The following is a 24,717-nucleotide window of genomic DNA, read 5'->3' on the forward strand; positions in this document are numbered from 1 at the left end:
GCCGGGGGCGCTCAGGGCGTCGCCCAGGGCGCGAGCTGCGCCCGGGCCAGGTCGAGCTTCGCCTGGGCGGCGGCGGCTTCCTGCGCGGCCACCTGGTACTGCGCCTGGTATTGCTCCTTCGCGCCGGCTGCGGAGAGCAGGGAGAGCTTCTGGATGACGGGGAGCGCCTCGGGGCCGATGAGCTCCTCCAGCGTCTTCGGCGAGCCATCCGGGTGGTGGTACTTCGTCGGGTCGCTCAACGAGCCCAGGACGAAATAGAAGTTGGCGAGGATGCCGGCTTCCTCGTCGGTGAGCACGCCCGCGCAGCCCATGGCGGCCTTGAAGATGATGGGGGCGGCTTCCTGTCCCTGGACATGCAGGGCGTGCGCCGTCTCGTTGGTGAGGTCCACGAGGAAGCTGTTGGCGAGCGTCTTCATGAAGTCGAACGCGGCGCTGTACTCGACGAGGCTGGCCAGGTGGTCGCGCTGCGTCGTCTTCGTGGTCAGCTCCGCCTGGAGCGCCTGGAGGATGTCCTGGGCCTGGGCGGCGTTGTCCACGTCCACCTCGTTCCAGGTGATGCTGAGGGAGACGCGGCAGGTGTCGGCGAACGCGGCGGTGCCCGTCCACGCCGAGGAGTCCTTGAGCTCCAGCGAGGCCATCAGCTCCCGGTCCAAATCTCGGAGGGTGACCTCTGGGGTCGACATGAAGGTGTAGCGGGTGGCGGGCGTGCCCGGAGGCGTCAGCGTCACCTCCAGGGGGAACTGCGTGGAGCAGTTCCCCGTCATGACGCGTCGGAGGATGGTGCGCAGCGGGACGGCGGTGGCGAAGTCCGTGGCGGTCAATGTCTGGGTGGGAATGGAGCAGCGACTGAGGCGCCCGTTCCCCATCGTGCAGTGGGACGGGGAGATGAGGTCCACCGTCGTGGTTTCAGCGCGCGCGGGAGCGCTCCACACGAGGGAGGAGAGGACGCCTGCGGCGAGTGTGAGTCTGGCATTCATGATGGTTTGTGTGTGGCGGGCATCCGGCCGGCATCCGGAAAAACCCGCGGAAATGAGCCCCCATGGCTATACGCGCGCATGGGCGGATGTTGGTTCTGGCTCATGGACACGACAGCGCACGTGGCTGCCTGCTGGGCCGCCACGTGCGTCTCGATTTGACCGAGATTGAGAGCGTATTTCGGGGCAGCGCGACCTGCGGAGTGGAGATGAACTCGTCCAGTCCTGATGGACGGCGTCGGCGCTCGCCGTCACGAGTCCCGGGTACTGCGGAAGCGCTCATGGCGCTCCTCCAGGTACTCCGGACGGGGACGTTGCGCGGCGGGCAGGGTCACGAGGAGCGGATGCCCATCTGGTCCGCGTCGAACGCGCCATGGTGGAGCTCGCACAGCGACAGTCCGTTGGAGAGCTCGGGGCGTCCGCGCACAGATGGGCACCCGGCACCGGGTCAGGGACGGCGCCGGGGTCCGACCAGGCTACCGGGTTGCCGTCCTCGGGGGCCCACCGCGCCGTGGGTCCCGTCACCGAAGTCCCGTGGCGCGCGCACCTCTGGTGAGGTAGCGCCCCCAGCAGCTTGCCTCGCGCCGGTGCACGGGCGTGTAGCCACTCGAGGCCCTGCCAGGGCATCCACCGCCTGGGATTGGCTCCAGGCCCTCGGGCCAGGTGTCCTCCGAAGCCGGCTTGCTCCCGCGAATTCACACACCTTGAACCCAGCTCAGTGGCCGCCCGACACTTTCGCCCCTGGCCGGGCTCGGTGGAGACGAGCCCGGAGACGTCGCCGTTCAACTCTCGCGAGGGCCTCTTCATGGCAGACACACTTCCGATTCAAATCGTGAACAACACGCCCTATGCGGACAGCGATATCTGGCTCGTGGCCACCGGGCAGCAGCAGCCGGACAGTCCGGGGGAGGGGCGATTCCATCCGTGGTATCGCCTGGCCGACGCGAGGACCGGCGCGCTCGAGCAGATACAGCCCGGCGACGAGAAGAACGGGCTCCTCGACTACAGCATCAACCTGGAGACTGGAACCGATGGCGGGAAGATGCTGCTGCCGGCGCTCAACGGCGGCGCGCGCATGTACTTCTCGGTCAAGGACCAGCTGAAGATGAAGGGGGCCAGCATCATCGGCTCGCCCTACTTCAACAACACCACGCCGAACGGCTGGAGCACCCACGGCGACAACTTCGGCACGCTCTTCGACTGGTGGGAGTTCGTCAACCTGCCGAAGGACCCGACGACGGGCTTCAATGCGAACCTCACGCAGGTCGACATGGTCGGCATTCCCATGTCGCTGCGTGTGTACGGCAAGGATGCGCCCGGCGGAGACGGGGTCGGCTTCAAGGCCGGCGCGCGCTCCCAAATCCTGTCGGCGCTCAAGGCCACCCCCGGGTGGGAGAAGCTCGTCATCCAGAATGGCGGTCAGGACATCGTCGCCATCGCGCCGTTCCACGGCATCGAGAACGGTGCGTTCAGCCCGACATACTTCGACCCGTACATCGACGCGGTGTGGGAGAACTACGCGGCCGGCGGCCCCCACCGACTGGGCGTCGAAGTCGAAGCCGGGATGTACTTCGTCGGCTCCGTGGACGCCTCGGGCTCGTTCGTCTTCCAGCAAGCATCCGTCGCTGGGAGCGTGCAGCCCGCGTTCTCGAAGCCGACGACCTTCCAGGTGTTCGCCAACCAGGTCAACGCCCAGGAGGGTGGGGGCCTCCACGGCTCCCAGATTCAAGGCGCGCTCGCCCCGGCGCTCAATCGAACCGTGCTGCTGGCTCAGGACCGTCTGGGCGTCATCAGCGGAACCGAGGCGTGCAAGGAGACCCTGCGGGACAGCTACCAGGCCTGGAAGGGCCTCACGAATCACTACGCCCGCGTGGTGCACGCCAACGCCATCGACGGCCGCGCATACGCGCTCGGCAACGACGACAACTGCGACGGCAGCTCGTTCACCGTCTCGCGGCAGCCCACGAGGGCGACCATCACCCTCGAGGCTTTCTGACGGCCGATAGATAGACCTCGAACGGCTTCATCGCGGAGGGCTGGAGCTGGAGGCGGATTACGAAGACGATCATCACCGGGAACGCGACGGGAATGACCCAGGCCAGGAAGGGCGGCGGAGGATTGGCGGCGAGCAAGAACATTCCGCTGGACTCTATACCCGTGACCGACGCCCTGCCTCGCGTCGGAAAAAACCGCCTGGCTCTGACCGGATTGCAATTTGACGGCGCCACCCCAATGTCATTGCATGGCGCAATCTCTTTGTCTGGAGATGGGCGTTCGGGCCTATGGTGGCCGCGCGGGAGTGTCTGGCATTCGCCTCCGGGCGGTGTCTGCCTCTCGCCTGTACCCCACATCCATCCAGAGGAATCCCATGTCACGACTCATGCCCTGGCTCTGCCTTGCGACACTGCTCACCGCCTGCGCTGGCGACATCACCGAGGTTGGACCGAGCACGACCTCCACCCAACCCCAGTCGTTGCCGGGCAACCCCCCGCCGGGCCATGAGGAACTCGCATACTGTGGCGATGGCATCTGCGGCGACTTCGAGGACGAATGGACCTGCCCCTGGGACTGCTCCGGATCCGGATACTGTGGTGATGGTCTCTGTGGTCCCAATGAGAATGCGTGGAACTGCGAGATTGATTGCCAGGTCTGTGGTGACGGGGTCTGTGGTGGCAACGAGGACGTGTCCACCTGTCCGGATGACTGCGGGTACTGCGGAGACGGGGTCTGCAGCTCGAACGAGAACGCGTCGTCCTGTCCGAGCGACTGCCCTTCCTGTGGCGATGGCATCTGCAACAACGGCGAGACGACGGGGACGTGCCCGGGTGATTGCGGCACCTCGACTGGCACCACGCTCGGTCGCTTCTCGCGGTGGTGCGGCAAGGTGAACACCCACAGGTCCGTCAGTGGAAGCTGGACGCCGGACCCCGATTGCACGTCGGGCTGCGACATCGGCGGGCTGGCCTACTGCAAGAAGTTCTGGCCCGCCTCGACGGTCATCCGCCAGGTCGCCCTCACCACGAAGCCGTCGAGCGGAGCCTGGGTCACCGCCGGGTGCGGCTATTGGCTCCAGTCCTGGAATGGCGACGACGAGTTCGAGTGCGTGAACTGAGGGAGGGGCCTGCCCGACGGCCGTGAGCGCACCTGCTCCGGGCGCCTGGAAGCTCGGGCGCCCGTCCGTCGGGCCGTCCGCTTGAAGGCGGTCCTCGGAGATATGACGTTTCCCGTCCAGGCTGGATGGGAGCGAGGGCCCCATGAGCGAGGAGACAACAGCGCCGCTGCCTCACGGCACGCGGGACAGCGGCATTCCCGCGCGCTTCTTCGCGGACCCCGACTTCGACTTCGAGGCGCGGATGGCCCTGGGGCTCGCGACGCAGGGGGTGGGCGATATCGGCGGCGTGCTCGTGACGCTCGCGTCCATCGAGGAGGGGAGCGCGGAAGGGTGGTTCCAGGCCTGGAAGGCCTCCGCGGAGCGGTTGCGTGCCCAGGCGGAGTCGAGCGCGGCCTCCGGACACGAGGAGAGCGCGCGGTGGTTCTTCCTGGCCGCGGCGGAGGCCTGCTCGCGCGCGCTCGCCTTCGTCACGGGCCTGGCGGACCCCGGCGTCCTGGCGCCGACCTTCGCCCTGCATCGACGGTGCTGGGATGCGGTGGTGGCCCACTCCGAGGGCTGCTTCCTCCGGGTGGAGGTTCCCTACGAGGAGGGGACGCTGCCCGGCTACCTCCTCCGTCCGGATGCCTCGGGCACGGCGCGGCCGACGCTCGTGATGACCAATGGCAGTGACGGCTCGCTCACGTCGCTGTGGGGCACGGGCGCCTCGGGCGCGCTGCGACGGGGCTTCAATACCTTCGTGTATGACGGCCCCGGACAGCAATCGCTGCTGTTCGAGCGGGGCATCGCCTTCCGACCGGACTGGGAGGCGGTGCTCACTCCCGTCGTGGACGTGCTGGTGTCCCGCTCGGATGTGGATGCGCGCGGGCTGCTCGCCTATGGCATCAGCCAGGGCGGCTACTGGCTTCCTCGTGCGCTGGCTTTCGAGCCTCGCTTCATCGCCGCGGTGGTGGACCCGGGAGTGATGGACGTGTCCACGTCGTGGACGTCACACCTGCCACCAGAGCTCATCGCGCTGCTGCACGCGGGAGCGCGGGAGCCGTTCAACGAGGCGATGCGCGAAGTGGAGGCGGACCCTGTCATGGCCCGGGTCATGGCCTTTCGGAGCAGGCCCTACGGCACCGGGACGCCGTTCGACACGTTCTCCCAGGTGCTGCGCTACCACCTGCGTGACGTCGTGGAGCGCATCCGCACGCCCATGCTCGTCCTCGACCCGGAAGGCGAGCAGTTCTGGCCAGGTCAGGCGGAGGCCTTGTTCCAGGCGCTGCGTTGCGACAAGGAGCGCGTCCGCTTCACCCGCGAGGAAGGGGCGGACTTCCACTGCCAGCCCCTGGGCCGGGCGCTCACGGACGTGCGCATGTTCGACTTCTTCGCCGACCGGCTCGCCCGCGTCCGCACGCATTGACGGCCGCCGCTCTCTGACTGTCTTGCGCGGCGCGTCGATTCCATGCCGGCGCGCACGGATGGCGAGAGGTGCGTAGGCCTCGTGACAGTGATGTCGCGGTGTGCAGGGCGCTACACCCCCAGTCATCGCGGTAACCACTCGAAACACCTGGAATCATGCTTGGCCCATGCATTGCTCAGGAGGGGACACGTACCCACACCCCTTTCAAGGAGCAGTTCATGAGGAACGCCAGGTCCTGGCTCGCCGGCGTCGCGGTGTTCGCACTCGTCGCCACGGGATGCGACAGCGAGAACCCGCCCGACGCGCGGAAGGTCGCGGACGTCACCGCCAGCCGTGCCGCGGAGATGGTGCGCGGCGTCAGCGCGAGCGTACGGACGATGAATGGCCTGCCCGCGGTGGACAGCCTGGAGGAGGCCCTGTCCGTCTTCAGCACCGGCTTCGAGGGCGTTCCGTTGCCGGCGCTCCCGAGCGAGGAGACGGAGGAGGACGGCTCGTCGCTCCCCGACTTCTCCAACGAGGCCGAGACGAACGCCCAGGCCGCGCGGCTGGAGAAGTACCTGCGCGAGCGCGTCTTCACCGCGGAGCACGTGGAGTCGACGGAGGGTGACTCCACCGTCTTCCTGCTCAAGGGCGAGAATGTCTGCACCGATGGCAGCGAGGCGGCGGACACCGACTGCGTGAAGTTCGTGAACCAGTCCGAGCTGCGCGTGCGGGCGACGACCCTGGACGATGACGGGCTGGAGCTGGCGTTCCTCATCGGTTCGAAGAAGGCCCAGCCCGTGTCGCTGCGCTTCCTGCCGAAGGTCATCTCCCTGGTCGTGGACCTGGGGGGCGTGAAGAGCGCGGTGCAGCAGCTCGACGCGGAGGCGGCCGCCGCGCTGCCGACGGTGATGGTGGGGCAGGTGGAGCTGAAGGTGACGAAGGAGGGGGCGCAGCACTGGATTGTCAGCGGCTCCATCCTCCAGGCGCTGCGGCTGGAGCTGGCGGGTGAGGGTGGCACCGTGGCCATCTCCTCGGCGCGCGCCGCGCCGCTGGTGGAGCTGGAGGCGGATGGCGTGGCGAAGCGCGCGCGCTTCCTGCTGGACTTGAACACCACCGAGGTGAGCCTGCCGTACTCGGGTTTCGCGCCCGCGCTGCGGGGCAAGAACTGGACGGCGTCGCTGTCGGGCCTGTCGTTCACCCTGGAGGCGACGGAGAACCAGAAGGACTTCACCGTGGCCCACGTGGGGCTCGGCGATGCGCAGAGCTTCTTGAGCCTGGGCACCGACAAGCTCTTCACGCTGGACCTCAACAGCCAGTCCGGCCGCCACTTCGACCTGAATCTGTCGCGCGGGGATGACGGACTGCCGCTGGTGCGCGTGCAGCCGGAGGTGGACCTGGTGGCGCGCTTCTTCCTGGCGCCGCTCAAGGCGGACCCGGAGATGGAAGTCCCTTCAGCGTACGAGGATGCGACGTACCGCGTTCGCTTCACGGGTGGGACGGGGGGCCCGAGCCTGCGTCCGGTGCGCGCCAACGCCACCACCGGCTTCAAGGGCGGCGTGCAGGTCGTGACGGGCGAGCTGTCGCTCACCGCCGGGGCCTCGAGCGTGGCCGTCCCCGCGGGCCAGTGCCTGGTGGGCCGTGAGACTTCGAGCGGCGGTGGCTCGCTGCTCGACTACCTGCAGGCGGGGAGCTGCCAGTAGCCCGCTGTCAGCGCTGACGTGAGAGAGCCGCGCTCCACTCCAAGGTGGGCGCGGCTCTCTTTCATTCGGGTGACGGGCTCAGCCCTTCCGTCGAAGGCGCAGGCCTTGGTGTCGGAGACGCCATGGCCGGGCGCGATACGCATTGTCGACTTCAGGTCCTATCGATGTGGGCAGGTATTGACTGGAAGGAATTCCGGACGGCCCGCCGTTGCTGGAAGACGAGGTGAGGTTGACCCGACGGCACACCGGCACCTGGGTCTGTTGCGTGTGCGTGCACGGGCCTCCCACTCTGCCCGCCGCGAGTGCGTCGAAACCTCTTCGACGTGAGGCTTCTGGGGGAGTCATGGCGCAGGACGACGGGCAGGGTTCAGGACCCACGGTGGAGTCAGGAATGGCACGCAGGACGCTGCTGCGGGGCCTGGGTGCCGCGGGGGTCGGCGCCGCCCTCTCCGGGACGGGCTCGGCGGCGGAGGCGGCGGGGCCAGCAGCCGTTCCAAGGGCCGCGACTCAGGCGACGCCCGCGGCCTCGGGGCAGATCACCGCGGACGGAGTGACGCGCGCCCTGGCGGTGCTCGACGACATCGTCAAGAAGGACAAGGCGGCCACCACCGTGCCCGGAATCGCGGTCGCCGTGGTGTACGACGGCGTGGTCCGGTACCTCAAGGGCCTGGGCGAACGACAGGCGGGTGTCGTGGGGGACGTCGACGCGGACACCGTGTTCCAGCTCGCCTCGGTCTCCAAGCCGCTGAGCTCCACGGTGATTGCCGCGGCACTGACGCGGCGCCTGGCCAAGGTGGACTGGAATGACACGCTGCAGACGTTCCGTCCTGGCTTCACGCTCGCGGATGCCTGGGTGGGGCAGCACGTCACGGTCGCCGACATGTTCGCGCATCGCAGTGGCCTGCCCGACCATGCGGGAGACCTGCTCGAGGACCTGGGCTACAACGCCGACCAGATCATCTCGAAGCTGGCGCTGTATCCCCTGACGCGGTTTCGCGACTCGTATGCCTATACCAACTATGGACTGACGGCGGGGGCGTTGGCGTTCGCCACGGGGACGGGGCGCTCCTGGCAGGACCTGGCGCGGGAGATGATTTTCGCGCCGCTCGGCATGAGCAGCAGCTCCTACTCCTTCGCGGACCTCCAGGCCCTCAAGAACCGGGCGGCGCTGCACACGCTGGTGGATGGCCAATGGAAGCCAGACCTGGGGGCCAACAATGACGGACAGGCGCCCGCCGGTGGCGCGAACTCGTCGGTGCGAGACTTGTCCCGCTGGCTGACGATGTTGCTCGCGGGAGGCAGCTACCCGGGCCTTCAGACTCCCGTGGTGGACGTCCCGGGGCTGCAGACCATCTGGCGGCCCAGCAGTGTCACCCAGGGGCCGGACGAGCTGGGAGGACGGGCGAGCTTCTATGGCCTGGGCTGGAACGTCGGCTACGAGGACACCGGCGAGTTGAGACTGGGCCACTCGGGCGCCTTCGGCCGGGGTGCGTCCACGGTCATCACCGTCTATCCGTCCAAGAAGCTGGCCATCGCAGTGCTGACGAACGCGGACCCGCGAGGCGTGCCGGAAGCCATCTCCGCCGAGTTCGTGGATGTCGTCCGCTACGGCGCGTCCACGCGAGACTGGCTGGCCTTCTTCGGGCCCCTCGTGGCCGAGCCCATCACCGCGGACCAGACGAAGTATTCCAAGCCCGCGGTGAACCCGACTCCCGCGCGAAGCCTCAATGCCTATGTCGGGACCTATCCCAACCGCGTCTACGGAGACCTCACCGTGTCGCTGAGAGATGGGGCGCTGTCCTTCACCGTCGGTCCCGCCGGTAAGCGCTTCGCGCTCATGCACTACAGCGGCGACGAGTTCTATTTCCAGACCACGGGCGAGAACGAGTCAGGGTTCTCGGGGGCCCTCTTCGCCGCGCCACGAACGAAGGTCCTCTCGCTGACCATCAACGCGTGGAACCGCGACAAGCTGGGGGTGTTCACCCGCCGCTAATGCTGACAGTCGGGTTGTCATGGTTATATTGGTTGTGGCGATTTGCTGGTCTAGGCTGCGGTGCTTCAACCCAGGAGGAGCGGATGAACTGTATCGTCAAGTGGGCTGTCGTTGCCGGGGCCGTGCTGATGGCGGGTTGCGGTGGAGCGGCGGCGACCGAGGAGTCCGAACTCCCTGTCGAGGCGTCGGAGGAGGCCGAGCTGCGACCGGCATCTTGCGTACCGGGCGCGCTCACGGAGATCACCTACTACCGTGACGCGACGAAGACCGAAGAGGTCGGTCGGCAGGACTGTCTCTGTAATGGGACCATCATCCGAGGGGGGGTGGTGTCTCCGCACGTCTCGATCTGGACCTACGGTTGTTTGCGCTGAATCCGCCTGCATTCCGTGACAGGGCATTCGAGCGGCCCACCCCAGGGAGTCGGGGTGGGCCGCGGGCGTTCAACTCCATCCAGGTCCGTCAGATGGAGACGTCAGGGCGCGGGGGCCGCCGACTGGTTCACCAGCACGTCGTGGAAGTAGGCATTCACATACCCCAGCGGGCTGGGAGTTCCGCTGCCGCAGGAGGGCAGGGCGTGCGTCACCACGAGCTCCTTGTTGGCGATGCCCGGGACATGGGTGTCCGTGACGGTGTAGGCGCCGTACACCTCGGGCTGGCTGTCGCGCTGGAACACGAAGCGGTCATTTACCGCGTCCCACTGGACTCGCAGCCGGGCCTGCTCGCCCTGGTGAACCGGGCCCAGGTCCGACGTGAAGAGCGAGCTGCGCCCCGTGCACGACGCGTCCCTGCACCGCTCGATGAGCGCTTCCACCCTCAAGTCCTGTGAGCCCAGCGGGTCCGTGGACCGGGAGACGATGCGGATGGACGCGGTGATGTCGTCCTTCGCGCTGGCCCGGCTCGGCACGGCGGCGTTGAAGAAGTGGCCGGACAGCTCCGCCGCTCCCTGGGAGACCCCGACACCCGGCGCCGCGCACCCCGTGCTCCGGGCGTTGTTCACGCGGACCTTCGCCTCGATGGCCGTCACCGCCGACGGCTGCGTGAAGCGCAGGCCGTAGCGTCCCGCGCCCGTGTTGGAGCGGCTCAAGAGCCGCAGGCGGGTGAAGGCCAGCTCACGAATCGCCTGCTGCCGGCTTCCGCTCTCCTGGCTGGTCCACCGTGCCGCGTCGATGCCGCGCACCTTCGTCGCGCGAGGCGGGTTGGACTCCGTCGGGTTGAAGTTGTCGTAGGGCACCATCGGCTCGACAGCGTGGGCCGTCCCCCCGAGGAGCAGCGCGAGCACCGCGTACTTCAGATTCATTGCGCTCATGGGGTCTCCAGCTCCTTCAGTTGGATGAAGTGCCGCACCCGGGCGTTGTCGCCCGTGTCCAAATCCTTGCCCTCGGTCTCCAGGGACATGCCGTTCTCGTACCCGTTCAGGAAGCTGCCCATCAGCTCGAGCCCCGTGAACCAATCATTGGGACTCGTCTCGCCCTTCACCCGGCGGACCAGGCCCGTCCCCGCGAAGAAGCTGAAGTGGCCGTCCCGCTCGTCCACCGCCGTCCCCGCGCCCCCCTCGGGGATGGAGTCGTAGTGGTCGTTGGGGCCAGTATCCTCCTCCCAGATGGCGGAGGTCATGTTCACCACCCCCGTGAAGTTGGCGGGCAGGTCCGGGAACTGCGTGGGATTGTCCGGTCCTGTCTGAACCTGCCAGTTCGGGTAGATGGTCTGGTCCTCGACGATGGTCAGGAAGGCGTTCTCCCGGAAGAAGCCATTGGCCGTCATGTGGACCCGGGGCGTGAACCAGTCCGCGCAGCAGCCGCTCTCCGTCTCCAAATCCGTCACCTGCTTCACCGCGTATTCAAGCCGGTGAGGCTTGGCGGGGTTGTACTTCACGGTGTCCTTCACCTTCGTCAATGCCACGCTCACGTCCACCATCGCGTGGTCCGACAGGCATTGCTGGAAGAGCTGCGGCGGGTTCGACAGGATGATGCTGGAGTCAGGGTCGAAGTGCGGCTTGACGTCCGCGGTGGGCTCCTTGAGCAGCGCGTAGGCGGGGAACTCCAGGGTGTCCTCGGCGGGGAACACCAGCACGTAGTCGAGCCGGTCCTTGGAGCCCAGTTCGTCCGTCACCAGGTCCGTGCAGGTGGTGCCCAGCCACGTTCCGGTCGCCATCGGGTCCGGGCCGGACGAGGTGCGCGCCAGGTCACGGGACTCGGAGAAGAGGCTGTTGGCCTTCTCGAACTCGGTGAGCTGGCTGATGTCCAGGAAGCTGGGGCCCACCATGTCTTGATAGCGGGGGAAGTTGGAGTCGGGCTGGGTGGCCTTGGGCCCCAGGGTGTTCATGTCCCCGAGCAGGAAGGCGGGGCGGTCCATGCCGCTCGGCCACGTCCCCTGGGGGAAGATGTCGTCGTCGCCGAGCAGGTACGGGAAGGTGTTGGCATGCAGGGGCCCGCCTTTGCGCACCTGCTGGACATAGGCCTTGATGTCGAAGAGCTGGTCCTCGCGGGCATCGGTGTCCGGCCCCGGAGTGTTCTCTCCCGCGTTGACGTGGGTGCAGAACACATCGACGAACTCACCGTAGTCCGTCGCGGAGGAGGTCCTGGAGGCGCCGGTCTCTTCCATGACGATGACGGGCTCGGTCGCGGCGGGGGTGGCGATGCGCGCCCAGATGACGCCCTTGTCCTGCATGCAGTCGGAGCCGGTGCACATGTGAGAGGGAAAGTGGTGCACGCCTCCCTCCAGAATCTGCCGTGAGGACAGCAGCACGAGGCCCGTGCTCTCGGTGGGCAGCTTGAAGACTTCGTCGTTCAGCTCCGTGACGGCCTGCATGGGCGGCAGCAGCTCGATGGCGCGCAGCGCGTTGACCTTCTCGATGAGCTCGCCGCGCTCATGGGACATCCAGATTTCGGAGATGCAGGCGACCTCCTTCCTGAAAATCTTGACGGCGACGGTGTCAATCTCTCCCGAGCCTCCGTCGGGGACCCAGAATGTCGCGTCGGGCATCTGCCCCACGTTCCACATGGTGAAGCTCAGGGGGATGGAGACGGGCTCCTTGAGCTCGAGCGTCTCCCAGGTCGAGGGGATGAAGTCGACGGGCGACTGGTTCTTCACGTTGGGGAAGATGCCGCCTCCCACCCGCTGCGTGGCGCCGGCCACCGAGAAGACGGTGCTCTGGATGCCGAGGCCCAGCTTGCGGACGAGCGCGGACAAGGGTTCGCTGCCGGTGATGGGCGGCACGCTGCTGCGCAGCTTCACCGCGAACTCGATGTGCACGCGGGACGACTGTGCGCTCGGGGTCGACACCACGACGGTGGTGGCCCAGGCCTGGTTGGGGTCGGTCAGTCCCGTCCAGCCATTCGTGTTGTTGCCCATCCGCTGCGAGAGCGTGGTGTTTCCATTTGGACCGGTGGAGTAGCGCAGCTGGAGGCGACGGTCCTCGGAGCGGGGCTGGTTCGCCCCGGTCACCTGGTTGATGGTGGCGTCGCGTTGGGAGTCGAGCCAGATGTCGATGAGGCCCGCCGCGTCCAGGAAGTTCCCGTTGGCGTCCTTGGGCCGGGGCAGCCGCATGCCGATGAACAGCGTCTGCGAGAGGCAGGGGTTGGTCTGGACCGAGGGAATCCCGCCGGCCTTGGGCATCCCGAAGTTGCACTCCTCCGAGGTGTACTCGGCGTTGTCACTGACGAGCAGGTACAGCTCGCCGTTGGGGCCGCCGTTCGCATAGTCCTGCAGCGGGAACTTCTTGCCGTCGGCGTACTCCATCGGAGCAACCCAACCGTCCACCGTGGGCTGGGTGCACGTCGCGCCGGGGCTGCATTGGACTGCTGCGTTCTGAGGAGGAAGCCTCGTGACGTGGGGCGCCGCCAGGGCCCATGTGGGGATGAGACTGGCGAGAGCCAACAGGAATGCACCGCGTTGCATGAAACCTCCGGGTTGTGCCCCAGAGGAACGAAGGCGTTCGCGGATCTTCCCGCCCGTGTTTCACGGCCCTTTTATTTTACGCGCCGGCGGGCGGCTCGCGGCGGCCGCGGCGGCTTCGCGCAGCTTGTCCTTCTTGCTCTTGCGCTTCCCCTTCACGCCGCCATTCACGTCCAGGGGCGGGGTGGGGACGTCGACGGGCTCGAACCCCGGAAGCTGTTCGCGGGGGAGGCGGAGCTGGTGGCGACGCTCGATGAGCCGGAAGTGGGCCTGGGTGTCCGCGCTGATGAAGCTGAGCGCCGTGCCAGGCTCGCCCGCCCGGCCCGTGCGGCCAATCCGGTGCACGTAGTCCACGGGTGAGCGCGGCAGGTCGTAGTTCACGACGGCGGGGAGCTGCACGATGTCGATGCCGCGCGCGGCGACATCCGTGGCGACGAGGACCTTCACGCGCTTCGCCTTGAAGTCCGCCAGCGCGCGCGTGCGCGCTCCCTGGCTGAGCTCTCCGTGCAGGGGCGCGGCGGTGATGCCAGCGCGGTTGAGCTTCATCGCGACGTGCTCCGCCCCATACCGGCTGGCCACGAAGGTCAGCACGTGGGACCAGCCTTGGGTCTCCAGCAGGTGACGCAGCAGCATCGTTCGCCGCCCCGCGTCCACCTCGATGGCGCGCTGGATGACGAGGTCCGCGCCGGGCAGGGCTTCTGGCTGGATGTCGATGCGGGTGGGCTCGTGCAGCAGCGCCGCGGCGAGCGTCCCCACGGCGGGTGGAAACGTCGCGGAGAACAACAGGTTCTGGCGGCGCTTGGGGAGCAGGGCGAGCAGGCGCGTGAGCTCGTCGGAGAAGCCCAGGGAGAGGAGCTGGTCGGCCTCGTCGAGGACCAGGGTCTCCACCGTGGAGAGCCGGAGCGCGTTCTGGTCCACCAGGTCCAGCGCGCGGCCCGGCGTGGCCACGACGAGGTCCGCGCCTCCGCGCAGCGCCATCATCTGGGGGTTGATGGAGACGCCGCCGACCGCGAGGCACGTCTTCAATCGCCGGGGCAGATGGCGCCCGAGCTGCTCGACGGCCTCGGCGATTTGAGCGGCGAGTTCGCGGGTGGGAACGACGATGAGGGCGCGGGTCCGCCGGGGTGTGCCAACGGGACTCACGCCCAGGGCCTCCAGGAGCGGCAGCACGAACGCGGCGGTCTTCCCCGAGCCCGTCGGTGCCGACGCCCAGACGTCACCGCCTCGGAGCACCGCCGGAATGGCGGCGCGCTGCACAGGGGTGGGGTCGAGGCAGTCGAGGTCGCTCATCGCGCGGACGAGCGCGTCCGAGAGACCGAGGGAGGAGAAGGTCATGGCCGGGCACCCTATCCCACGGATGGGGACGCACCCGTCCTAAAGGGCTGGGGTGGCGGCTCAGCGGTGGCCTTCCTGGCTGCCCGGGTCGGGGCCTCGGCCGGAGGCGTGGCGTTCGTCGGCGTCCGGGAAAATGGAGAGGGGGTGTGAGAATTCCTCCCCCTGGCGCGAACCATGGAGTGAAGGCGATGGACGCGTCACTCGCGTCCTCGCACCCTGTGGACCCGCGATGGCCGAACCCGACCGACATGCCCGCTTCCTCGCCCTCCTGGAGGCGCACCGGCGAATCCTCTACAAAGTCGCCCGCGTCTACGGCGTCCCTGGGGTGGAGCCGGACGACCTGGTCCAGGAGACCATCGCCCAGCTCTGGCAGTCGTTTCCCCGCTACGACGAGAGGCTCCGGTTCTCGACGTGGATGTACCGGGTGGCGCTCAACGTGGCCATCTCCTTCCAGCGGCGGGAGGGGACGCGGAAGCGACATCTCGCGCCGGAGAGCCAGGAGATGCTGGAGGTGGCTCGGGACGTGGAGGGGCCTCCGTCGGAGGACCTCGCGCTCTTGTACCAGTCCATCGCCCGGCTCGATGACCTGAGCAAGGCCCTGGCGATGTTGTACCTGGATGGCCACGGCCACGCGGACATCTCGGAGGTGCTCGGTATCAGCACCGCCAATGTCTCGACGCGAATCGGACGCCTGAAGGACCGGCTGCGCGCCGACATGAAGCGCCTCTCAATCGACACGACGAAGGAGACCTGACGATGGAGCTCGATGATTTCCAGAAGTGCTGGCAGGCGCATGACGCGCGGTTGGACGAGGTGATTCGCCTCAACCGACGGCTGCTGCGCGCGACGGAGCTGGAGGGGACGAGGACGGCGATGACCCGGCTGCGAGTGTCGATGGGGTTCGAGCTGGTGATGGGGCTGGTCAGCCTGGTCGCGCTGGGGGCCTTCATCGCGGCGAACGTGCATGAGCCCCGGTTCGTCGTGCCCGCGCTGCTGCTTCATGGTGTGGCGCTGGTGCTCACGGCCATCTCGGGGCGACAGTGGCTTCGCGCGGGAGCGCTCGACTATGCGGCGCCCATCACCCAGCTCCAGGCCGGTGTCGAATCGTTGAGGCTGTCCTCGGTCCGCACGACGCAGTGGGTGCTGTGGCTGTCGCCGCTCTTGTGGACGCCGCTGCTCATCGTCGGACTGCGAGGCGTGGTCGGGGTGGATGCCTGGCGCGCGTTGGGGACGGGCTACCTGGCGGCGAACGTGCTCTTCGGGCTCGTGTTCCTGGCCCTCATGGTGGTGGGCAGTCGATGGCTCACGAAGCGGCCCGCGGGGGCCGCGTGGCTTCAGCGGCTGGCCCATGCCGTCGCCGGGACGAACCTGAACGTGGCGCGCGAGCAGCTCGCCCGCCTCGCGGCCTTCGAGGAAGCGCCGCGAGGCGCTGGGAAATAGCGAGGCTCGCGCTGGAGCGGCCCTCCTTTTCTCCGGACACACAGGGCCGTGCACTATCATCCCGCGTGCACGGGCCGTCGGTCGACCCGGCCTGGGGGTCATCGTGGTGCGCAAGGTTCAAATCATCGCCGTCGCCGTCGTCGTCGTCGGATTCGTCGGCGCGGGCCTCGCCTCGGTGCTCATCCGCGCCCTCGGCGTCGGCAGGCTGCACGTCCTGACAGTCGCGGGCAGCGCGGTGGAGCTCTCCGTGGACGGGAAGCCGACGCCGGAGGCGAGCACGGACGGTGACCACCTCGTCTTCGAGGTCAGTCGCGGCCCGCACAAGGTGAAGCTGACGGACCCCGTGTCCGGCACCGTCATCCACTTTTCCGTCGACGTCCCCTACGGCTTCGACGAGCTCCTCCTGCCGACACGCGAGGACCAGTGTTTCCTCCGCTTCGACATGACGGAGGCCGCTTACGGTCGGAAGGGCGCCGATGGCGAGGAAGCGTTGCCCCAGGTGGCGGACCGGTATCAGAACACCAACGAGCCCATCAGCATCCCGAGCCACACGTACTACACCTTCGCTGAACTGCCCGAAAACGTCAGGTCCTCCGAGAAGGCCTTCCTGCTGCGCGACACGCCGTGTGACTTCGCGGGCGAAGGCGCCAACGAGGGGTTGCAGCGCATGGCGCTGTCTGACCGGGCGGATGTGTTGTTCACGGACCCGGATTCACTGCTCGTCAAAGACGAAGCGCGATAGCCGCACGGAATCCGGGCACTTCCTCCGCGCTCCCCCGAGGGGTTCGCCAGCGGCCCTCCGCTGCCTTCCTGTGCCCGCTCGCTTGCCCGCAACGGGTGCTCGACTTCGCTCAGGCTCCCCGAGATGATGGCCGCTCGCCCTCATCGAGCACCATGGAATCCCCTAGAGCGGAAAGGCCTCGTCGGCGGTGGGCGCGAGTCTTCGCGGGCGTGGTCCTGCTGCTCGTCGTGCTCCCCGCGCTCGTGCTGCTCGGGGCCGTGGTGGTCTTGCACAACCTCGACCACCCGTGGGTGAAGCCGCGCATCCTTCCCAGGGTGGAAGCGGCCACGGGCCTGTCACTGGATTACCAGCGCGCCCACGTTGCCATTCTGTCGGGGTTGCGACTGGAAGGGCTGGTGGTGCGGACCCCGGCGCCGCTTCACGCCGCCGCGCCCGAGCTGCTGCGCGTCGGCACGCTGGAGGCGCAGTGGACGCTGGATTCACTTTTGAATGGGCCCACGCTGCTGGAGCGGGTGTCCGCGCGGGACGTGGCCGTCACCCTGGTGGCCGATGACGCGGGGCCCACGTCCCTCACGCTCTTGACGCAGCCGGAGCCGCTGCCCGCTGAAGCTCCCCTTGGAACCTCCCAGCAGCTCGCTTCCTTCCTGGCTTCGGCGCCTCCCGTCGGGAAGGTCGAGGTGTCGGGCGTGTCGTTGGCCTACGTCCGCGTCCGGAACGGCGAGGTCGTGGACCACTGGTCCTTGCGCGGGCTCGCGGCGCTGCTCGAGTTGAAGGAGCAGGACGGGAGATGGAAGGTCTTCGCGAACCTGGGCGGGGCTGGTGCTCCACTGCCCCTGGAGGTGCGCCGTGAAGGCCCCGCCGCTCCCCTGGGTGTGGCCGCACTGGAGCTGGCGCTTTCGGTGGAGGCGGGGGCCGAGGCCGCTCGCGCGCGGGTGGACCTGGATGTCGCGCGGCAGAGCTTCGATTCGCGGTTCACGGTCAGCACGCTGCTGCACGGCGCGGTGTCCGCGCGGTTCGACACGGAGAAGCGACACACCGTCATCGAGCTGGAGCGCACCCGGCTGACCGACAGCGCCCAGGTGGAAGCCCTGGTGGTGCTGCCGGATGCGGCGGAGGTGCCCGTGTTCGTGACGCGGGCTCTGGCGGACGTGGACCTCGGAGGGTTGCTGCAAGCGATTCCCGCCGAGTGGCGTCCGCTCGTCCTCGAACAGGGCAAGGCGCATCTGGACGCCCGGGACGTCTCGCTGAGCGCAGTGCCGACCCTGGGCACGCAGGGCAAGCTGGGCCTGGACGTCGACGTCACGGCGGTCCGGATGGTCCAGGACGCGCTTCAGGTGGCGCTCGGCAGTGGCCGCGTCTCCCTGGTGGCGACGCCTGATTCGAAGCAGGGGCTGTCCGCTCAATTGGCCTTCGCGCTCCAGGCGCTGGCGGTCGACGGGCCCACCACGCTGCGAGTTCCGAAGGCCCAGGGTGAACTGAAGGGACACCAGCTGCGACCGGAGCCCTCTTCACCGCTCATGCTCGCGGGGGATGCAACGCTGTCCGCCATGGTGGAGGCGCTGGACGTCAGTGCCTCGGGTGTCCGTGCGAAGGCCGAACGACTGGGCATTCAGCTCCGAGCTCCGTTGGCCAGGGAGCCGCCCTTCGCGCTGAGCGCGGACGTGCCCGTGGGCGCGCTCCAGGTCGTCCTGGCGGATGGGCGCGAGGTGCTGAAGGGCCCCGTGCACCTGAAGCTGGATGCGTCGGAGGTGTTCCCGCTGCTCGACGAGCCACGGCTCAGCCGGGCCCGGGCCCGCGTGACGCTCGATGTCGGCGCGGTGCACGCGTCCCTGGATGCCACCAAGGGCCCGGAGGACGTGGCGTTCACCCTGACCGCCCAGACTCCGGACCTCGCCGTCGCGCGGCCCTTCCTCCCCAACGAAGTCGCCGCGCGTCTGGGCTGGAAGGACCTGGGCGTGGACCTGACGTCCAAGGGCACGGCGACGGCGCTCTTCTCTCCCACGCCTCGCTGGGACCACCGGACGGAGCTGCGGCTGACGCGGCCCGCATGGGACGACGTGACGGCCAGCACCATCGCCGTCGTGACGAGCTCGCGGGGAGATGTATGGCGACACAAGGCGGAGCTGGACGTTCGAGTCGAAGGGCTTCGCGCGGGTGACCTGGAGGTGGGCACTCAGCACCAGTTCATGACGTTCGACGTCGACCGTCGGAAACCCGCGGTTCGCTTGGTCGTCACCAGCAAGGAGGGGCTGAAGGGAGGGGTCGATGTCGCGCTGGCCTTCGACCGGAAGACCCGTGCGCTTCGCGGCGATGTGACGGCGGACCTCCCGCCCCTCGGTCCGTTGTCAAAGCTCCTGGCCCGGTTCCATGTGCCCGCGGCGGTGGATGCCTCGAAGTTCGCGCTGAAGCTCGATGTGCATGGCACCCTGTTTGGCGTCTTCAAGGACATCACCTCCGAGGGCCAGGTGCGGCTGATGCCCACGCCGCTGCGGGGCGTGGGCTTCGAGGGGACGGCGGTGATGGACGCGCTCGGCGTCCGCTGGAGGGACGATGCCCTGTCCCTCAACCTCCCCGCGGTGCACTGGCGAATCGAGTCGCACATCGATGGACCCCGGCGGAGCGTCCACGGTGACCTGACCGCGGAGAAGCTCACGGTCGGCTTGCAGGACCGTCGGTTCACCTTCGCCGACCTGTCCAGCGATACCCTCTTCACCTTCTCCGACAAGTGGGAGGCGGACGACATCGAGGTGAAGCAGGACCTGAAGGCGCGCACGCTGGAGCAGAAGCCGGCGCTGCCCTATCCGGTGCAGGACCTGACGTTGGCGTTCACCGCGACTCGCAAGGCCTCGGGTGTCATCCACGTCCCCGACCTGCTGCTGTCCAACGGGGGGACGAGCACCGAGCTGAAGGTGAGAGGCAGGCTGGACCTCAGCGAGGAGCGGCGGCGCCTGGCGCTGCGGGGACAACTGGCGCAGGACCTGTCCAAGCTCGCCCAGCCCGGTCTCCTGGAGAGCAGCGGCAAGGTCGCGGTCGAGTTCCGGGTGGCGTCTCCCGACCTCGTGGGATTCCGGACCTTCTCCAGCCTGCTGTTCCAGAACGTGAATGTCCGACTGCCACCGCAGGGAATCGTCGTCGAGGCGCTCGATGGCAACGTCCCGCTCACGGAGAACTTCCAGTTCACCGAGGGCCAGGTGCGGCTCCTGGACGACATCGACGTGAATCCGTACCCGATGCTGCGGTTCGCCGACCAGCACCCCTTGCTCTCGCGCAGCGGGTTCGTGTCGGTGGCCCGCATCACCACGCCGCAGGTCTCCATCTCTCCGCTGGCGGGCAACCTCGCCATCGACCAGCACGTGGTCTCGATGACTCAACTGGAGATGGGCGTTCGCGGCGGGCGCATCACCGGCCAGTGGCTCCTGGACTGGCAGGGCAAGCAGTCGACGCTGGAGGCGCGCGTGAGGGCCACCGGCGTGAAGTCCTCACACGGCGAGCCCTTCGACGGCAATGCCGCGATGGTCATCTCCGCCAAGGACCGCAGCATCAACGGCCGCGCGGAAATCCTGCGCATCGGCAATCGGCACCTGCTCGACCTGTTGGACCTGGAGGACCCGCGCCACGTGGACCCCGCCACCAACCGGGTCCGCTATGCCTTGAGCCTGGGCTATCCGGAGCACGTGCGCGTGAGCTTCAACCACGGCTTTGGCAGCCTGAGCATCACCATGGGCGGTCTGGCCAAATTGATCAGCATCAACGACATCCGGGGCATTCCCATGGGGCCCATCGTGGATCAGCTCATCAAATCCATCCCCTCCCTGGAGGCCACGCCATGAAACACCGCGGGTTGCTGCTGGTGGCCGCGCTGGCCGCTCCCGGGTGCATCAGCGCCCCGGAGATCGTCATGGTGGACCGCGCGACGGCGCTCGAGGAGCAGGCCTCGGGTTCGTTCAAGGACGTGGAGCAGCGGCTCGCGCGCGCGGGCATGAGTCCGACGCCGGTGCCGCTCACGCCCAACCAGTTGGAGGAGCTGGGCATCCAGCCCACGCCCCTGGTGGAGAACCTCGGCAGGACGCAGGCGGACCGCGTCGACGAGCTGCTGCGGCGCCACTGCGTGGGCGAGGGGAAGGACGGGCTCCTGGCGGACACCCGTCGTCGCTGTCAGGCGGGGCGCCTGACGTCCGATGACGTCGCCCTGATGGAGCGGGTGAACCGGGCCCGGCTCCAGCTCTGGAAGTGGATGCGGACCGTGCGCCCCGGCGTGCCCGAGGAGTCGCTGCGCCAGAGCTGGCATCAGATGCACGCGGAGGGCGTGGTCTGCGGTGGCTGGGTGGAGGCCGCTGACGGCACCTGGGGAGAGAAGAAGTGCTGACGCCCCAGGGGCGGTGCTTGCTGCTCCTGGCCCTGCTCGTCGCGAGCGGCGCGAGCGCGCAGGATGACGAGAACGACGGCGGTGTGCGCATGCCGACACGGCTCACCGTGGGCGTGGGTGACCAGTTCCTCGGGCAGTTGGGGCCCGATGAGAACACGTTGATCTTCGCGTCCAACCGCAACATCGCGACCGAGCTCTACACGCAAGACCTGGAGAAGGGCCGCGAGCGCCGCCTCTTCGACGAAGGCGCCGAGGTGACGTGGCCGCGCGTCAGTCCCGACGGCAAGCACCTTCTCTACATCTCGTTCCGGAACCAGGCCGGTGGCCAGTTGTGTGTGCGGGAGCTGCCCGGCGCGGAGGAGCGTCGCTGCCTCGACGAGGAGGCCAACGCGCTGCAGGCGGAGTGGATTGACTCGTCACGCATCGCGCTGGTGAGCCGGGCCACCATCCAGGGGGACCTGCGCTTGTCGCGGGTGGAGCTGGGGCGCGAGTGGAGCGTGAAGACGCTGCTCGAGCGCAACCTGACGAGTCCCACGCTCACGTCCGATGGGCGCTGGTTGGTGTACGTCCCCGTCGAGCGCTCCGTGACGCAGGTGGGCCCTGGCTTCGCCGCGCGTGCCGCCACCCACCTGGAGGCGCTGCGGTTGGACAGTCCAGGCGCGGCTCCCATCGCGATGGACCTGGACCTTCCGGGGCAGACCGGGCAGCCGGTGTTCTCGCGCGATGGGCGCTTCCTCTACGTGGTGCAGTTCTTCACCGACTCCACGGGGGACGGGCTGATTGATGCCAGCGACACCGGGGTGCTGTTCCGGGTGCCTTTCGAGGCGGAGCGCGACGACGCGCCCGCGCTGGCCGCCGCCGCCAGTCCGACCCAGCTCACCAGCGCGTCCTGGAACTGCCAGTACCCCTCGCCCGCCTCCGCGTCCCTCATCGCGACCTGCTCGCGCTCGCAGTCGCTGGATGTGTATCAGCTGCCACTGGATGGGCAGGTCCCCGACACGTGGGATGTGCGGCAGCTCAGTGAGGAGCTGAAGATGGTGGGCAGGCGCGCCGACCAGCTCCTGCTCTACCGCCACCGCCTGTTGCTCGAGGCCCGGCCCAAGCTGCGCCGGCTGTTGATGATGCGCCTGAGCCGGCTCCATCTGGACTCCGAGGACTTCAGCGCGGCGGAGTTCTACGCCGACCAGATGCGCCGGGTGGAGGACTCCGCGACCACGGGCCTGGAGGAGCCGCTGCGAATCCTCATCGACCACCGGCGCGCGATGAAGGAGCGCGAGCGCGGTCGCATGGTGGAGGAGCTGAGCGAAGCCGAGCGGCAACGCATGGCCGCGCTGGAGCCCGCCCATGCGCCCAGTCCACCGACGGCCGTCTTCCAGCGCGTGGTGCGCAGCGAACTGGCGGAGGCCGCTGGGGACTTCACGCTGGCGCGCAAGGAGCTGGAGTCGGCGGAGCTCGTGGACACCACGCCTCGCGCGGTGCTGGAGGCCTGGTACGACAAGGCGGACGCGCTGTACCGCAAGCTCGATGACCGGGACGCCCTGGTCGAAGCCGGCCGTCGGCTCTCCATGCACAAGGTCTTCCCGGCCGACGACCAGCTCGACTTCGCTCGCGCCGCCGTCAGCGCGTTGTACCGGGGCCGCCCCTATGCCGAGGCGGATGCCGCCATGGCCCAGGCCCTGACCGGGGCTCCCGCTGGCTCCGCGTATGCGTTCGCCCTGGAGCTGGGGCGGCACGTCAACGCGGTGCACGAGGAGCGTCCCCCGCGTCCCGTCCGGGATGCGTTGATGGCGTTCTACCGCCAGCAACAGGACCCGCTCCGCCGACGCGCGGTGGTGCAGGACGCCGTCGAGCGTGCATCGGGGCTCGGCGCCGACGGCGTGCTGGAGGCCCTGGCGACCGTCTATGTCGACGATGCTCCCGCGGGCACCGAGGAGCGCCGCCGGGCCGAGCGGCTGTTCCGGCGCGCGATGATGGGCCGTGCCTACCGCCGGTTGGGACAGCAACGCCGGGATGAGGCCCGTGCCGACTTCGACCTCGTGACGAAGCGGACGGGCTTCCTGGAGAGCGCAGTCGAATCCGTGAGCCTGCGCTTGCGTGCCGATGTCAGCCCCGAGGTGGTGGAGAAGGAGGTCACCACCACCTCCGCGAGCATGGCCAGGCCGCTCGCGCATTTCGTGAAGGCCTACCTCATGGCGCGCCAGCTCCCCAAGCTGGATGATGACAAGGCCCATGCCCTGATGGTGAAGGCGGCCGTGGCGGAGCTGCGCCTGTCGTGGCCGGAGCTCAAGAACCAGCGCGCGGTGCAGGCCCTCCTGGGCGCCATCCACCATGAGGATTTCTTGCGGAGCCGCGCCCCCGCCGCCGCCGAGCGCGCCAACCGGCACTACATGGTCGCGTTGGACTTGATGCGCAACAACGTCCGCTACAAGGCGATGATTCTCGGCGCGTTGGGGATGCTGCATACCCAGGTGGGCAACTACCACATCGCGCTGGGCTACCTGGACCAGCGGGACAAGCTGCCCTACGTGGACAACTGGGCGGGGCTGGCTGTCTCCCTGGCGCGTGCGCGCGTGCTCCTGCACGTCGGGCGCGACGAAGAGGCGGCGAAGGCGGCGGACCAGGCCCTGTCCATGGTGGATGCCACTCCGAGGCTGTCCCGCTTCAGCACGCTCGTGGTGGACCGCGCGGCGCTCTACAACCTCGCGGCCGGCAGGTTCGAGCGCGCGTTGGCGCTCTATGACCGCGAGCTGCCCATCATCGAAGCGAGTCCTCGCGACGAGGAGGGGTTGCGCAACCGGTTGGTGGTGCGGCTGTCCCGCTGCGCCTCGGCGTTGGGGATGGGGCAGCCCCAGCGGACGTTGGAGGACCTGGACCAGGTGGAGCGCGACCTGGGGACTCCGGAGGTGCGGGCCGCGCTGAAGTGGGCACGCTCCACGCCGGAGCATGTGCTGCGCACCTATCGCATCATCGCCGCGGGCCTGCGTGCGAACGCGGAGAGCCGGCTCGGAAACCTGGATGCCGCGTCCCGTGCGCTCGAACAGCGGCGGGAGCTGTTCCTGGAGCAGTTCGCCCAGTTGGACAGGGATGAGGATGTCCGCGCGGTGACGCTGGCGGAGATGCGCCTGGCGGAGAATGCCGTGGATCGCCAGGACCCGGCGCAGGCGGCCCGGTGGCTGGGCAAGGCGTTGGAGCACGCGGACGCGCTGGTGGAGCGCACCCATGCCCCGGTCGATGCCGGCCAACTGGATGTGCTCTGGTTCGCGGCGCAGCTTTACTCGAACGGGAGCACGCGGCTGCCCTTCGACGTGCCGGAGCGTCTGGGCAAGGCACGGCGCTCTCTCATCGACCAGCGAGACGCGTCCTGGCGCGCGTATCTGGCGTGGTTCGAAATCTACATGGCGCTCAACGCCCACCCGCCAGCGGAGGTCCGCGACGCGCAGGTGCTGCCCGCGCAGCGGTAATCGACGCTCCCATGCGAGATTGGAGTGAACTGGAGCACTCGCTCGTGACGTCCTGGCGCCTGGAGACGCTCGCCGTCCAGGCGGACCTCCTCCAGCAACAAGGAGACCCGCGCGGCGAGCTGATGGCGTTGGACTTGAACCCCACTCCCGAAGACCGGGGCTGGCGGCATCGACGACAGGAGTTGCTCGCGACCTGGCTGGGCGCGCCGCTCGCGGAACGTGCGGGCCACCTGGTCCAGCATGGCTTCATCCACGCGCTTCGCGATGACCGCTTCCATCCTCCGGGCCTGCTCGACAGTCCGCTGGGCACTTTCGT

The 24,717-nt window shown here is 68.4% G+C and carries 19 protein-coding genes; 12 read left to right on the top strand and 7 right to left on the bottom strand.

All coding sequences use genetic code 11. From position 1 onward, the window contains the following. Positions 1–11: 11 nt before the first annotated feature. Together HUW62_RS01885 and HUW62_RS49830 are read right to left on the bottom strand one after the other, a co-directional pair. The gene (locus HUW62_RS01885) at positions 12–977 is read right to left on the bottom strand and encodes a hypothetical protein (protein WP_163867457.1); all 966 of its coding nucleotides are present in this window, start codon (positions 975–977) and stop codon (positions 12–14) included. Positions 978–1,305: 328 nt separating this feature from the next. After that, on the bottom strand, positions 1,306–1,401 hold the full coding sequence (locus tag HUW62_RS49830; protein WP_368670322.1) for an HNH endonuclease: 96 nt from the start codon (positions 1,399–1,401) through the stop codon (positions 1,306–1,308). A gap of 378 nt (positions 1,402–1,779) precedes the next feature. On the opposite strand from HUW62_RS49830, the gene HUW62_RS01890 reads away from it, so the two are divergent. Further along, complete coding sequence (locus HUW62_RS01890; RefSeq protein ID WP_176433396.1) at positions 1,780–2,970, top strand: beta-1,3-glucanase family protein; 1,191 nt, start codon at positions 1,780–1,782, stop codon at positions 2,968–2,970. Here HUW62_RS01890 and HUW62_RS01895 read toward each other — a convergent pair. Then, on the bottom strand, positions 2,951–3,112 hold the full coding sequence (locus HUW62_RS01895; protein WP_176433397.1) for a hypothetical protein: 162 nt from the start codon (positions 3,110–3,112) through the stop codon (positions 2,951–2,953). The genes HUW62_RS01890 and HUW62_RS01895 overlap by 20 nt on opposite strands. A gap of 230 nt (positions 3,113–3,342) precedes the next feature. On the opposite strand from HUW62_RS01895, the gene HUW62_RS01900 reads away from it, so the two are divergent. The 5 genes from HUW62_RS01900 to HUW62_RS01920 all read left to right on the top strand — a co-directional run bounded on the left by HUW62_RS01900 (position 3,343) and on the right by HUW62_RS01920 (position 9,534). Next, on the top strand, positions 3,343–4,086 hold the full coding sequence (locus tag HUW62_RS01900; RefSeq protein ID WP_163867462.1) for a hypothetical protein: 744 nt from the start codon (positions 3,343–3,345) through the stop codon (positions 4,084–4,086). A gap of 142 nt (positions 4,087–4,228) precedes the next feature. After that, the gene (locus HUW62_RS01905) at positions 4,229–5,488 is read left to right on the top strand and encodes a S9 family peptidase (RefSeq protein WP_176433398.1); all 1,260 of its coding nucleotides are present in this window, start codon (positions 4,229–4,231) and stop codon (positions 5,486–5,488) included. Between the two features lie 218 nt (positions 5,489–5,706). After that, positions 5,707–7,170, top strand: a complete 1,464-nt coding sequence (locus HUW62_RS01910; protein ID WP_255203174.1) for a hypothetical protein — start codon at positions 5,707–5,709, stop codon at positions 7,168–7,170. Positions 7,171–7,561: 391 nt separating this feature from the next. Continuing rightward, entirely contained in the window at positions 7,562–9,163 is a 1,602-nt protein-coding gene (locus tag HUW62_RS01915) for a serine hydrolase (protein WP_176433399.1), read from the top strand. Between the two features lie 83 nt (positions 9,164–9,246). Next, positions 9,247–9,534 carry a hypothetical protein gene (locus tag HUW62_RS01920; protein WP_163867466.1) on the top strand — a complete coding sequence of 96 codons (288 nt, stop codon included), beginning with the start codon at positions 9,247–9,249 and terminating at the stop codon, positions 9,532–9,534. A gap of 101 nt (positions 9,535–9,635) precedes the next feature. Here the strand turns inward: HUW62_RS01920 and HUW62_RS01925 are convergent, their stop codons facing one another. The 3 genes from HUW62_RS01925 to HUW62_RS01935 form a co-directional block, all read right to left on the bottom strand. After that, positions 9,636–10,469, bottom strand: a complete 834-nt coding sequence (locus tag HUW62_RS01925) for a hypothetical protein (RefSeq protein WP_176433400.1) — start codon at positions 10,467–10,469, stop codon at positions 9,636–9,638. Then, on the bottom strand, positions 10,466–12,901 hold the full coding sequence (locus HUW62_RS01930) for a hypothetical protein (RefSeq protein WP_176433401.1): 2,436 nt from the start codon (positions 12,899–12,901) through the stop codon (positions 10,466–10,468). The genes HUW62_RS01925 and HUW62_RS01930 overlap by 4 nt, the downstream gene beginning before the upstream one ends. Positions 12,902–13,120: 219 nt before the next feature. After that, positions 13,121–14,392: a DEAD/DEAH box helicase gene (locus HUW62_RS01935; protein WP_163867469.1), complete on the bottom strand. Its 1,272-nt coding sequence runs from the start codon at positions 14,390–14,392 to the stop codon at positions 13,121–13,123. 229 nt (positions 14,393–14,621) lie between these two features. Between HUW62_RS01935 and HUW62_RS01940 the strand changes: the two genes are divergently transcribed. The 6 genes from HUW62_RS01940 (at position 14,622) to HUW62_RS01965 (ending at position 24,401) form a co-directional block, all read left to right on the top strand. Next, positions 14,622–15,146, top strand: a complete 525-nt coding sequence (locus tag HUW62_RS01940) for an RNA polymerase sigma factor (RefSeq protein WP_163867470.1) — start codon at positions 14,622–14,624, stop codon at positions 15,144–15,146. Positions 15,147–15,148: 2 nt separating this feature from the next. Further along, positions 15,149–15,832 carry a hypothetical protein gene (locus HUW62_RS01945; RefSeq protein ID WP_240356580.1) on the top strand — a complete coding sequence of 228 codons (684 nt, stop codon included), beginning with the start codon at positions 15,149–15,151 and terminating at the stop codon, positions 15,830–15,832. Positions 15,833–15,935: 103 nt separating this feature from the next. After that, complete coding sequence (locus HUW62_RS01950) at positions 15,936–16,574, top strand: hypothetical protein (protein WP_176433402.1); 639 nt, start codon at positions 15,936–15,938, stop codon at positions 16,572–16,574. Between the two features lie 152 nt (positions 16,575–16,726). Then, complete coding sequence (locus HUW62_RS01955; protein ID WP_176433403.1) at positions 16,727–20,404, top strand: hypothetical protein; 3,678 nt, start codon at positions 16,727–16,729, stop codon at positions 20,402–20,404. Next, a complete protein-coding gene (locus HUW62_RS01960; protein WP_163867473.1) occupies positions 20,401–20,940 on the top strand; it encodes a DUF1318 domain-containing protein in 540 nt (179 codons plus the stop codon). Before HUW62_RS01955 ends, HUW62_RS01960 begins: the two co-directional genes overlap by 4 nt. Beyond that, positions 20,934–24,401 (top strand): PD40 domain-containing protein, encoded by a 3,468-nt coding sequence (locus tag HUW62_RS01965; protein ID WP_176433404.1) that lies wholly within the window; start codon positions 20,934–20,936, stop codon positions 24,399–24,401. Before HUW62_RS01960 ends, HUW62_RS01965 begins: the two co-directional genes overlap by 7 nt. Here HUW62_RS01965 and HUW62_RS01970 read toward each other — a convergent pair. Then, entirely contained in the window at positions 24,332–24,679 is a 348-nt protein-coding gene (locus HUW62_RS01970; RefSeq protein WP_176433405.1) for a hypothetical protein, read from the bottom strand. The genes HUW62_RS01965 and HUW62_RS01970 overlap by 70 nt on opposite strands. Between the last annotated feature and the right edge of the window lie 38 nt (positions 24,680–24,717).

Origin of the sequence: Myxococcus sp. AM011 (genome assembly GCF_013372595.1) — a bacterium.
Classification (GTDB): domain Bacteria; phylum Myxococcota; class Myxococcia; order Myxococcales; family Myxococcaceae; genus Myxococcus; species Myxococcus eversor.